Genomic DNA, 10,914 nt, shown 5'->3' with positions numbered 1-10,914 from the left:
TGGCCGGGGTCTGGGCAGCGGCGAGAACTACACGAAGGTGCTGGAGCCGCTCGCTGACAAGCTCAACGCCGCACTCGGCGCCTCGCGTGCTGCAGTTGACGCTGGCTATGTGCCGAACGACTACCAGGTCGGCCAGACCGGCAAGATCGTCGCGCCGCAACTGTACGTGGCAGTGGGCATCTCGGGTGCGATCCAGCATTTGGCTGGCATGAAAGACTCGAAGGTCATCGTCGCGATCAACAAGGACGAAGAAGCACCGATCTTCAGCGTGGCCGACTACGGCCTCGTGGGCGACCTGTTCACGGTCGTGCCGGAACTCGTGAAGGAACTCGGCTGAAGCTGGCCGGTGTATCTCGCGACGAGCGCTGCGATCATGATTGACCGCGCGGCGTGAGACGAAGCAACAAAGGGGCGCTGCGGCGCCCCTTTGTCATTAGCGGAACCGCACTCTGGAAAAGGGGAGGAGACTGATATGTACCAGGCGCCAACGAGCGACATGCTGTTCGTCATGAAGGAACTGGCCGGCCTCGAAGAGATCGCGAAGCTGCCGGGTGGCGAAGACGCCACGCCCGAAACCGTCGAAGCGGTGCTGCACGAAGCGGCCAAACTATGCAGCGAAGTGCTCGAGCCGCTGAACGCCGAAGGCGACCGCAATCCGAGCCGCTGGGAAAGCGGCAATGTGCATGCCGCGCCCGGTTTCAAAGCGGCATTCCGGCAGTACGTGGAAGGCGGCTGGCAGGGCGTGCAACATCCTCAGGAATACGAAGGACAGGGCTTGCCGAAACTCGTCGGCACACCGTGCGTGGAAATGCTCAACGCGGCGAATCTCTCGTTTGCGCTGTGTCCGCTGCTCACCGACGGCGCTATCGAAGCACTCCTCACCGCCGGCAGCGAAGCGCAAAAGCAGCGCTTCGTGCCGAAGCTCATCTCGGGCGACTGGACCGGCACGATGAACCTCACCGAGCCGCAGGCGGGCTCGGATCTCGCGGCCGTGCGCACGCGCGCCGAGCCGCAAGGCGACGGTACGTTCAAGCTGTTCGGCACGAAGATCTTCATCACGTGGGGCGAGCACGACATGGCGGAGAACATCATCCATCTCGTGCTCGCGCGCACACCCACTGCGCCTGAAGGCGTGAAGGGCATTTCGCTTTTTATCGTGCCGAAGTTTCTCGTCAACGAAGACGGAACGCTCGGTGCGCGCAACGACGTGCACTGTGTGTCGATCGAGCACAAGCTTGGCATCAAGGCGAGCCCGACCGCCGTGCTGCAGTTCGGCGATCATGGCGGCGCGATCGGCCAGCTGATCGGCGAAGAGAATCGCGGCCTCGAATACATGTTCATCATGATGAACGCGGCGCGTTTCGCCGTGGGCATGCAGGGCGTGGCTGTCTCCGATCGCGCGTACCAGAAAGCGCTCGCCTATGCGAAGGAGCGCGTGCAGAGCCGCCCGGTGGATGGTTCTGCGAAAGCAGCGGTGAGCATCATCCATCACCCGGATGTGCGCCGTATGCTTGCGACGATGCGCGCCCTCACCGAAGCCGCGCGTGCGCTCGCTTACGTGGCGGCGGGCGAGAGCGATCGCGCGCATGGCGATCCCGATGAGGCGGCCCGCGCGCGGCATCAGGCGCGCTACGAATACCTCGTGCCGATCGTGAAGGGCTGGAGCACCGAACTCGCGCTGGAAGTGACGAGCCTTGGCGTGCAGGTGCATGGCGGCATGGGCTTCATCGAGGAAACGGGCGCGGCGCAGTTCTACCGCGACGCGCGCATTCTGCCGATCTACGAGGGCACGACGGCGATTCAGGCGAACGATCTGATCGGGCGCAAGACGCTGCGCGACGGCGGCGCGGCGGCAAAGGCGTTGCTTGCCGATATCGCGCAGACCGTCGACGCGCTAGCAGCGCAACAAGGCGCGGCGTTCGAGTCGATGCACAAGCATCTTGCACTCGGTCGCGAGGCGCTGGCCTCGGCCGTGGACTTCGTGCTCGCGAAGGCGAAGAGCGATCCGAACGCGGTGTTCGTGGGTAGCGTGCCGTATCTGAAGCTGGCGGGTATTGTGCTGGGCGGCTGGCAGATGGCGCGCGCCATGCTCGCCTCGCAGCGCCTCATGCAGGACGACCCGAAGTTCCATGGCGCGAAGATCGCCACGGCGCAGTTCTTCGCTCAACACGTCTTGCCGCAGGCAGTGGCGCTCGAAGCGGCGATCGTCAGCGCGAACGGCAGCGAGGGCGTGCTGGCGCTGGCGGAAGATCAGTTCTGATATCGCACGCCAATCGAGGCGAGAAATGAAACACGGCGCCCCAGAGGCGCCGTGTTCGTTCATGCTGAAAGTGTTGCTTCAGGCATAGGCCGGGCGATGCGAGCCCTGCGTGTCGCCGAGATAGCGGTGAACCGAAAGATCGTCGGCGCGGATCGCGGGTTGCTTGCCCGAGATCAGGTCGGCGAGCAGTTGGCCCGAACCGCACGACATGGTCCAGCCGAGCGTGCCGTGGCCCGTGTTCAGGAACAGGTTCGAGATCGGCGTGCGGCCGACGACCGGCGTGCCGTCCGGCGTCATCGGGCGCAGGCCGGTCCAGAAGGTGGCCTTCGTCGTGTCGCCGCCGCCCGGGAACAGGTCGTTCACGCACATTTCGAGCGTTTCGCGACGGGCTTGCTTGAGCGACTTGTCGAAGCCGACGATCTCGGCCATGCCGCCCACGCGGATGCGATCGTCAAAACGCGTGATCGCGATCTTGTAGGTTTCGTCGAGCACGGTCGAGACCGGCGCGGCGTCGGCGTTGACGATCGGCGCCGTGATCGAATAGCCCTTGAGCGGATAGACCGGGATCTTCACGATGTCCGCGAGCATCTTCGTCGAGAAGGAGCCGAGCGCGACCACGAACGAATCCGCGCGCACCAGTTCGCTGCCGCATTGCACGCCCGCAATGCGGTCGCCCTGCAGGACGAGGTTGTCGATCGGCGTGTTGTAGCGGAATTTCACGCCCAGTTGTTCGGCCATCGCGGCAAGGCGCGTGGTGAACATCTGGCAGTCGCCGGTTTCGTCGCCGGGCAGACGCAGGCCACCCGTGAGCTTGCCCGACACCGCGGCGAGCGCGGGTTCGGCGCGGCCCAGTTCGTCGGCGGTGAGCAGTTCATACGGAACGTTCGCGTCCTTCAGCACGGCGATGTCCTTCGCCGCGCCTTCGAACTGCTGCTGCGTACGGAACACCTGGAGCGTGCCGCCCGTGCGGCCTTCATATTGAATGCCCGTGTCGGCGCGCAGCGCCTGCAGGCAGTCGCGGCTGTATTCGGCGAGGCGCACCATGCGGCCTTTGTTGAGCGCGTAGCGTTCGGCCGTGCAGTTCTGCAGCATCTGCCACATCCACTGCAGCTGGAATTTGGTGCCGTCCAGACGAATGGCGAGTGGCGCGTGCTTCTCGAACATCCACTTGATCGCCTTGAGCGGCACGCCAGGCGCGGCCCACGGCGCAGCGTAACCCGGCGAGATCTGGCCGGCGTTCGCAAAACTGGTCTCGAGCGCGGGACCGGCTTCGCGGTCGATCACCGTGACTTCGTGGCCCGCGCGGGCGAGATACCAGGCGCTGGCCACACCGACCACACCACTGCCCAACACGACGACTCGCATAGCTGCTCCGTATAGATTCGTTGGGGCTACGCCGTGTTGCCGGGACCCCGGAAGCGGCGTTATGGCACCGATAGGGTGGAAGGCATGAAAATTCGGGTGTAGCCAGTATTTGTAGCTATGCTATTGTTGTATGCCTAGGTTTTGTTATCGTATTTTTCAGATTTTCGGGAAGAAATCATGAGAACGCAGCGCCAACCGGTCCGCGCGCTCGACCGGCTCGATCACCGCATCCTGAAACTGCTCCAGGAAGACGGCCGCATGGCCATGAAGGACCTCGCGGAGCAGGTCGGGCTTTCGGTGACGCCGTGCATCGAGCGGGTGAAGCGCATGGAGCGCGACGGGGTCATCACGGGCTATTTCGCGCGCGTGAATCCCGCGGTGCTGGGCGCGGCGCTGCTCGTGTTCGTGGAGATCACGCTCGACCACAAGAGCGGCAATATGTTCGACCAGTTCCGCCGCGAAGTGCAGAAGATTCCCGAAGTGCTGGAGTGCCATCTCGTCTCGGGCGACTTCGACTATCTGATCAAGGCGCGCATCGGCGAGATGGCCGACTATCGCAAGCTGCTGGGTGACATCCTCTTGCAACTGCCCGGCGCGGTGCAGTCGAAAAGCTACGTGGTGATGGAAGAGATCAAGGAGACGCTGACTATCGCCGTGGGGGAGTGAGCGGCTGTCAGCGCCCTGTTTTTAGGACTCGACAACGCGGCTCAGTACTGTATATTTGTACAGTACTGAGCCGCGTTTTTTCATGTCTTGTTCACTTTAGCCGTGACCGATTCCCGCCACCCCGATCCCGATACCTGGTATCCCGTTGCGCCGCCCATGGCACGCAAGGGGCGCGGTGCGGTTACGAACCTGCAAGGGCGCTATGAAGTGGACCAACGCGAAGCGTTCGACGATGGTTGGCAGCAGGCGGGCGAAGGCGAAGAGGGCCGAGGGGACCAGGCCGACCACAACAGTGAGCCGAAGCTGCGCACCGAAGTCTTCGAAGAGCGTGCGAAAAGTATCCTCACGCGCAACCAGTCGCCGGACATTCCGTTCAACGTCTCGCTCAATCCTTATCGTGGTTGCGAGCACGGTTGCATCTATTGCTTCGCGCGGCCCACGCATAGCTATCTCGGTCTTTCGCCGGGGCTCGATTTCGAAAGCCGTATCTATGCGAAGGTGAACGCCGCAGAACTGCTCGCGCGGGAGATCGCGAAGCCTTCGTACGAGCCCGAGCCCATTGCGCTCGGCGTGAACACCGACGCCTGGCAGCCGGTGGAGCGCGACATGCGCATCACGCGGCGCGTGGTCGAGGTACTGGCCGAGCGTCAGCATCCGTTCGCGGCCATCACGAAGTCCTCGCTGATCGAGCGCGATCTCGATCTGCTCGCGCCGATGGCCGCGCGCAAGCAGTTCATGGCGGCGATCACGATCACCACGCTCGACGCCGATATCGCCCGCTCGCTCGAACCGCGTGCGGCGACCCCTGCGCGTCGCCTGCGCACCATTCGCACGCTAGCCGAAGCCGGTGTGCCGGTGGGCGTGAGCATCGCGCCTGTCATTCCGTTCGTGACCGAGCCCGACATGGAACGTGTGCTCGAAGCCTGCGCCGAGGCCGGCGCAACGAGCGCGAGCTATATCGTGCTGCGTTTGCCATGGGAGGTCGCGCCGCTCTTCCAGGATTGGCTGGCGGCGCATTTCCCCCAGCGCGCCGAGCGCGTGATGAGCCGTGTGCGCGACATGCGCGGCGGCAAGGACTACGAGTCGGCGTTCTCGCAGCGCATGAAGGGCACGGGGCTTTGGGCCGACCTGCTCAAGCAGCGCTTTCACAATGCCGTGCGGCGCCTCGGGCTCAATGAGCGGCGTCACGGCATTCTCGATATGTCGGCGTTCGTGCAGTCGAAGACCGTGCGTGAGAAGCCTCAACTCGACTTGTTCTGAGTGGGCTCGCGGCGTTATTGCGAGATGGCCTTTGCGGCCTCGACCTGCGACTCGAAATAGGTCTGGAAAGAGAGCGCGAGTCCCGTCATCAGCAGGAATGCGCCAATCAGCAGCGAAAAAATCACGACGAAGATGACCGTCCAGCCCGAGCGGCTTGTGCGGCCTTGCTCCACGAACGCGGCGTTGAACTGCGCGTCCCATTTGGCGTCGGGGCGCAGCCCATACACGATTGCCGCCAGAAACGCCGAAATGACGGAAACTGCGCCGATCACGGCGAGGCCCCAGCCGGGAATCGAGGCGCGTTCGGTTGCGACGAGCAGCATCACGCCCGGAATGCCGATTAGCGTGCCGAACAGATGCGCCCAGCCCCACACGTCGCGCGAACCATACAGATAGAAGCGATGTGCGCCGAGGCTGCCAAACAGGAACGCGAGGGCGGCGGTGAGGGTCTTGGAGCGAAAGCGTGCGGGGTTGTTTTCGTTGGGCATGGGCTCGGGCATAACGTGAACGTTTGGCCGTCATGGGCGCATCACGTCATCGCACACGGGCCGCCGGGCATTGTATGCCGCGCGCCTCGCTTGCAGCACAAGCGCACGCTTATGCCCGGCACCATGCCATCAGCGTTAGCGTGGCGCGCGCGTCACGGTTTGGTGTACGTCACGCGATAGATCGCGCCCGCGTAGTCGTCGCTGATCAGGAGCGAGCCGTCGGGCAGCGGCAGCACGTCGGCGGGGCGGCCCCATTGGGTCTCGTCGGCGTTGAGCCAGCCCTGCGCGAACACATCCTGACGTGCGTTCGTGCCGTCGGGGTTGGCGCTCACGCGCACCACGCGGTAACCGACCTTCTTGCTGCGGTTCCACGAACCGTGCTCGGCGATGAACAGGCTGTTCTTGTAATCGGCCGGGAACATCGAGGCGGTGTAGAAGCGCATGCCGAGCGACGCCACATGCGCGCCGAGTTTCGCGACCGGGGGCGTGAAGCCGCTGCAAGGATGGCCCGCGCCGAACTCGGGGTCGGCGACGTTGCCGCCGTGGCAATACGGAAAGCCGAAGTCCTCGCCGGTGTGCGCGAGGCGGTTGAGCTTGTCGTCGGGGATGTCGTCGCCGAGCATGTCGCGGCCGTTGTCGGTGAACCAGAGTTCGTGCGTCTGCGGATGCCACGCGAAGCCGACCGTGTTGCGCACGCCGCGCGCAATGGTCTCGTAGTGCGAGCCGTCGGGGTCCATGCGGCCGATCATCGCGAAATGCACGCGCTGCGGGTCGCTTGCCGGCAGGCAGACGTTGCACGGCGCGCCTTGCGGCACGTACAGCTTGCCGTCGGGGCCGAAGGCGATGAACTTCCAGCCGTGGTGGCGCTCGGTGGGCAGTGAATCCGTGACGACTACGGCCTTGGGCGGATCGTCGAGATGACGGTCGATGTCGTCCAGCCGCACAATCGACGAAACCGCCGAGACGTACAATGCGCCGTTGCGCCAGGCCACGCCCACCGGCATCATCAGCCCGGATGCCACGATATGGCGCTTCGCCGCTTTGCCGTCCTTGAGTTCGAGCGCGTACACGTCGCCGCTCATGCTCCCTACATATAGGAAGGTGCCGTTGCCCGAGAGTGTCATTTCGCGCGCGCCGGGAACGTCCTCGGAGAGCACCGCTATGTGGAAGCCAGGAGGGAGCTTGATGCGCTCGATGGGAAGCGCCCCGTGAGCGAGCGGTGCCGCGAGCAGGGCGGCGGCAAGGCCGAGCCACACCAGTGCGAAGCGTCTGGCCGACGCTCGGGGTGCCCGAAAAAGGGAGCTGTCACGCACGCCGGCGCCGCAAGTGCGACGCAGCCATTGCACGAGTCGTCTGAAAGTCGCCACAATTCGCTCCAGGGCCCGCCCGCCGTGGCCACGAGCGGCAGTTTGACCGCCGCGTCTTGCCGCTTTCCCGGCGCCAGCGCGCAATTTCCCGTTAAGTGTTTGTTATGCCTCCGGTTTCGGGCTATAATCGCATGTTTCAGTAGTCCCGAACCCCGGTTTTCAAGGATTTTAGTATGGTCATCATCCGTCTGGCACGCGGCGGCTCGAAGAAGCGCCCGTTCTACAACATCGTCGCAACCGATTCGCGCAACCGTCGCGACGGCCGTTTCATCGAGCGCGTGGGCTTCTACAACCCGGTCGCTACCAAGGGTGAAACGCTGCGTATCGCTCAAGATCGCGTGACGTACTGGAAGGAAAACGGCGCGCAAATGTCGCCGGCAGTCGAGCGCCTCGTGAAGGAAGCGCAAAAGACCGCCGCCGCTGCGCCGGCTGCTTAAGTTTTTAAGCGTCTTTCAGTCTGTTGTCCGTGTTTTACCCGCGTACGCGCTCCATGAGCGTGTGCGATATCAAGCTGGTCGCAAGGGGTGCCGATGTCCGTGCATGACGCTAAATCTGCCGTAAAGGCGAACGACGCGTCGGAAAGCGGGGCGCCCGACGTTGCAACAGGTGCTGCGACCAGCGGCGCTGGCAAAGCTGCGGCCCGCAGCGCGCCTTCGTTTGGTGCGTTCGTGCGCAAGCCTGCGCGCGAGAGTGCCGCGAAAGCTGCGCCTGCAACCGAAGGCCTGCGCGCCGAAACCGAAGCGAGCTGGCCGGACGACGCCGTTGAAGTCGGCGCCGTGATCGACGCCTATGGCCTTAGGGGCTGGCTGAAGATCGCGCCACACGCGCAGGACGGCCGCGCGCTGCTTTCCGCTAAACGCTGGTGGCTTCTCAAGGGCCGCGAGGGTCAGGGGCATCGCGAGCGTCATTCCGCGGTGCGCGTGAGCGCCAAGGTTCATGGTGACAGCGTCGTCGGCGAGCTTTCGGGCCTGGCCGACCGCGACGCCGCGCTGCTGTTGCGCGGCGCGCGCGTGTACGTGAGCCGGGCCGAATTCCCGGCGCCCGCAGCCGATGAATATTACTGGGTCGACCTGATCGGCCTCGACGTCGCCAACGAGGCGGGTGTCGAGCTCGGCAAGGTTGCCGACCTGATCGACAATGGCGCGCAATCGGTGTTGCGTGTCACGTACCCGTCTACGGACAAGGATGGCAAGCCGGTCACCGGCGAGCGCCTGATCCCGTTTGTGGGCGTGTTCGTGAAAACGGTGGACCTGGCGGCGAAGCGTATCGTCGTCGACTGGGAAGCCGATTACTAAGCAACACGGCAATACCGCGCGCCGTGATTCAATTTCGCTGAACGGAGAGAGCGATGCAGTTCGATGTCGTCACGCTCTTTCCCGAGATGTTCCGCGCGCTGACCGACTGGGGTATTACCAGCCGGGCGGCGAAGCAGCAGCGTTACACGTTGCGCACGTGGAATCCGCGTGATTTCACGACCGACAACTATCGCACGATCGACGATCGCCCCTACGGCGGCGGCCCCGGTATGGTCATGCTGGCCAAGCCGCTCGAAGCGGCGATCGATGCGGCGAAGGCCGCGCAGGCGCAAGCCGGCGTGAGCGCTCCGCGTGTGCTGCTGATGTCGCCGCAAGGCAAGCCGCTCACGCACGAACGCGTCATGCAGTTCGCGCAGGAGCCGGGTCTCGTGATGTTGTGCGGCCGCTACGAAGCGATCGACCAGCGTCTCGTCGACCGCTGCGTGGACGAAGAAGTGAGCCTCGGCGACTTCGTGCTCTCGGGGGGCGAATTGCCCGCGATGGCCTTGATGGACGCCGTGGTGCGCAACCTGCCGGGCGTGCTCGGCGATGCGCTTTCGGCGGTGCAGGACAGCTTCGTCGACGGTTTGCTCGACTGTCCGCATTACACGCGCCCCGAGGAATACGACGGCGTGCGCGTGCCCGATGTGCTGCTTGGCGGCCATCACGCGGAAATCGAGTTGTGGAGGCGCCGCGAGGCGTTGCGCAACACGTGGAACAAGCGGCCCGATCTGATCGCGCGGGCCAGAAAGAACAAGATGTTGAGCCGTGCCGACGAGGCGTGGCTCGCTAGTCTCGCGAAGGGCTCGAACGAAGCGTAAGGCTTCGGGCGTGCGCGACAAGGGGCGCAAAAGGCGGTGCCGCTTCATGCGTGAACGGCGCCAGTTGTGAATCCATCCTCTATCGGGGCCGTAGTTGCAGGTCATCCTGCACAGGTACGAACGCCGACAAGATGGCATACGGAGTCATTCCATGAATCTGATTGAAAAACTCGAGCAGGAAGAAATCCAGCGCGTGCTGGGCGAGAAGACCATCCCCGAATTCGCCCCCGGCGACACGGTGATCGTCAACGTGAACGTGGTTGAAGGTAACCGCAAGCGCGTTCAGGCATACGAAGGCGTCGTGATCGCGAAGCGTAACCGCGGCCTGAACTCGTCGTTCATCGTGCGCAAGATCTCGTCGGGCGAAGGCGTCGAGCGTACGTTCCAGACGTACTCGCCGCTGCTGGCCAGCATCGTGGTGAAGCGCCGCGGCGACGTGCGTCGCGCGAAGCTGTACTACCTGCGCAACCTGTCGGGCAAGAAGGCACGTATCAAGGAAAAGCTGGTGTCGAAAGACCGCGCAGCTGCTCCGGCCGATCAGGCGTAAAAGCTGTAAGAAAGAAGCACCCTTCGGGGTGCTTTTTTCTTTTTGGCCGCAAAATAATCTCGTGTACGTGTAATCCGGGACCGCCGTTGATCCGCCCAGTATTTGAACCCGAAAACCTGCCGATCGAATCGACGGGCGCGAGCCTTCCGCAAGTCGCCGCGGAGCGCCTGACCGCCGCTGGTTTGCGCGCGCGCTTCGAGCAGCGTCTGCCGTGGGACCCTGAACCGCAGGAAGCCCGTCTCGCCGAGGTGCGCGATCCGCGCGAGGCCGCCGTGCTCGTGCCCATCGCCATGCGCGCGGGCGGCCTGACCGTGCTGCTCACGCAGCGCGCCGACAATCTCAGCAATCACGCGGGGCAGGTGAGCTTTCCCGGCGGCAGCCGCGAGCCTTCCGACCCCACGCCCATCGCCGCCGCGCTGCGCGAGGCGCAAGAGGAAGTGAATCTCGACCCCGCGCGCGTCGAGGTGCTCGGCGCTTTGCCCGAATATCTTACTGGCACGGGCTTCAGGGTCACGCCCGTGGTCGGCCTCGTGCACGAGCCGTTCAGCCTTGCCGCCGATTCGCTCGAAGTGGCGAGCATCTTCGAGGTGCCGCTCAGCTTTCTCATGAACCCGGTGCATCACCAGGTGCGCGTGTTCCGTTGGGAGGGGGGCGAGCGGCGCTTTTACGCGATGCCTTATCCCGACCGCAATGCACCGGACCGCAATGCGCCGGAATCCGCTGTCGCGTCGGGCGTCGGGTCCTCGCACTTTATCTGGGGGGCCACGGCGGGCATGCTGCGCAACTTCTACCGCTTCCTGCTCGCGTAGCACGTCTGGCGGCGCGCGCAAGCGCCGCCGCGCACT

At 64.3% G+C, this 10,914-nt stretch carries 12 protein-coding genes; 9 read left to right on the top strand and 3 right to left on the bottom strand.

All coding sequences use genetic code 11. From position 1 onward, the window contains the following. Together U5A58_RS19980 and U5A58_RS19975 are read left to right on the top strand one after the other, a co-directional pair. Positions 1-337: electron transfer flavoprotein subunit alpha/FixB family protein (locus U5A58_RS19980; protein WP_321962707.1), on the top strand; the 337-nt coding region annotated here is incomplete at its 5' end. A 135-nt stretch (positions 338-472) separates the two neighbouring features. Further along, entirely contained in the window at positions 473-2,260 is a 1,788-nt protein-coding gene (locus U5A58_RS19975; protein ID WP_321962706.1) for an acyl-CoA dehydrogenase, read from the top strand. Between the two features lie 78 nt (positions 2,261-2,338). On the opposite strand, the gene U5A58_RS19970 is transcribed toward U5A58_RS19975, so the two are convergent. Continuing rightward, on the bottom strand, positions 2,339-3,625 hold the full coding sequence (locus tag U5A58_RS19970) for a D-amino acid dehydrogenase (protein WP_321962705.1): 1,287 nt from the start codon (positions 3,623-3,625) through the stop codon (positions 2,339-2,341). Positions 3,626-3,802: 177 nt separating this feature from the next. Between U5A58_RS19970 and U5A58_RS19965 the strand changes: the two genes are divergently transcribed. Next, positions 3,803-4,291, top strand: coding sequence for an Lrp/AsnC ligand binding domain-containing protein (locus U5A58_RS19965; RefSeq protein WP_321912635.1), 489 nt, complete (start codon positions 3,803-3,805; stop codon positions 4,289-4,291). A gap of 156 nt (positions 4,292-4,447) precedes the next feature. Next, positions 4,448-5,551 (top strand): PA0069 family radical SAM protein, encoded by a 1,104-nt coding sequence (locus U5A58_RS19960; protein ID WP_321962724.1) that lies wholly within the window; start codon positions 4,448-4,450, stop codon positions 5,549-5,551. A gap of 14 nt (positions 5,552-5,565) precedes the next feature. Here the strand turns inward: U5A58_RS19960 and U5A58_RS19955 are convergent, their stop codons facing one another. Together U5A58_RS19955 and U5A58_RS19950 are read right to left on the bottom strand one after the other, a co-directional pair. Continuing rightward, the gene (locus tag U5A58_RS19955) at positions 5,566-6,039 is read right to left on the bottom strand and encodes a TM2 domain-containing protein (protein WP_321962704.1); all 474 of its coding nucleotides are present in this window, start codon (positions 6,037-6,039) and stop codon (positions 5,566-5,568) included. Between the two features lie 152 nt (positions 6,040-6,191). After that, positions 6,192-7,298: a PQQ-dependent sugar dehydrogenase gene (locus U5A58_RS19950; protein WP_321962723.1), complete on the bottom strand. Its 1,107-nt coding sequence runs from the start codon at positions 7,296-7,298 to the stop codon at positions 6,192-6,194. Positions 7,299-7,579: 281 nt separating this feature from the next. Here U5A58_RS19950 and rpsP point away from each other — a divergent pair, with 281 nt between their 5' ends. From rpsP to U5A58_RS19925, 5 genes are all read left to right on the top strand, one after another. Next, positions 7,580-7,843: a 30S ribosomal protein S16 gene (rpsP, locus tag U5A58_RS19945; protein ID WP_028206744.1), complete on the top strand. Its 264-nt coding sequence runs from the start codon at positions 7,580-7,582 to the stop codon at positions 7,841-7,843. A 93-nt stretch (positions 7,844-7,936) separates the two neighbouring features. Further along, complete coding sequence (rimM, locus tag U5A58_RS19940) at positions 7,937-8,701, top strand: ribosome maturation factor RimM (RefSeq protein ID WP_321962703.1); 765 nt, start codon at positions 7,937-7,939, stop codon at positions 8,699-8,701. 53 nt (positions 8,702-8,754) lie between these two features. Beyond that, positions 8,755-9,522: a tRNA (guanosine(37)-N1)-methyltransferase TrmD gene (gene trmD / locus U5A58_RS19935; RefSeq protein WP_321962702.1), complete on the top strand. Its 768-nt coding sequence runs from the start codon at positions 8,755-8,757 to the stop codon at positions 9,520-9,522. Between the two features lie 151 nt (positions 9,523-9,673). Next, positions 9,674-10,069 (top strand): 50S ribosomal protein L19, encoded by a 396-nt coding sequence (gene rplS / locus U5A58_RS19930; RefSeq protein WP_028206741.1) that lies wholly within the window; start codon positions 9,674-9,676, stop codon positions 10,067-10,069. Positions 10,070-10,155: 86 nt separating this feature from the next. Then, positions 10,156-10,878, top strand: a complete 723-nt coding sequence (locus U5A58_RS19925; protein WP_321962701.1) for a CoA pyrophosphatase — start codon at positions 10,156-10,158, stop codon at positions 10,876-10,878. The last annotated feature ends 36 nt before the right edge of the window (positions 10,879-10,914 follow it).

Source organism: Paraburkholderia sp. J7 (assembly GCF_905220155.1).
Taxonomy (GTDB): domain Bacteria; phylum Pseudomonadota; class Gammaproteobacteria; order Burkholderiales; family Burkholderiaceae; genus Paraburkholderia.
This window is presented reverse-complemented; position numbering and strand designations above follow the sequence as displayed.

Bases quoted from the DNA above. Each gene is read 5' to 3' on its own strand.
- U5A58_RS19975 (WP_321962706.1), top strand. From the start codon at position 473: ATGTACCAGGCGCCAACGAGCGACATGCTGTTCGTCATGAAGGAACTG.
- U5A58_RS19970 (WP_321962705.1), bottom strand. From the start codon at position 3,625: ATGCGAGTCGTCGTGTTGGGCAGTGGTGTGGTCGGTGTGGCCAGCGCC.
- U5A58_RS19965 (WP_321912635.1), top strand. From the start codon at position 3,803: ATGAGAACGCAGCGCCAACCGGTCCGCGCGCTCGACCGGCTCGATCAC.
- U5A58_RS19960 (WP_321962724.1), top strand. From the start codon at position 4,448: ATGGCACGCAAGGGGCGCGGTGCGGTTACGAACCTGCAAGGGCGCTAT.
- U5A58_RS19955 (WP_321962704.1), bottom strand. From the start codon at position 6,039: ATGCCCAACGAAAACAACCCCGCACGCTTTCGCTCCAAGACCCTCACC.
- rpsP (WP_028206744.1), top strand. From the start codon at position 7,580: ATGGTCATCATCCGTCTGGCACGCGGCGGCTCGAAGAAGCGCCCGTTC.
- rimM (WP_321962703.1), top strand. From the start codon at position 7,937: ATGTCCGTGCATGACGCTAAATCTGCCGTAAAGGCGAACGACGCGTCG.
- trmD (WP_321962702.1), top strand. From the start codon at position 8,755: ATGCAGTTCGATGTCGTCACGCTCTTTCCCGAGATGTTCCGCGCGCTG.
- rplS (WP_028206741.1), top strand. From the start codon at position 9,674: ATGAATCTGATTGAAAAACTCGAGCAGGAAGAAATCCAGCGCGTGCTG.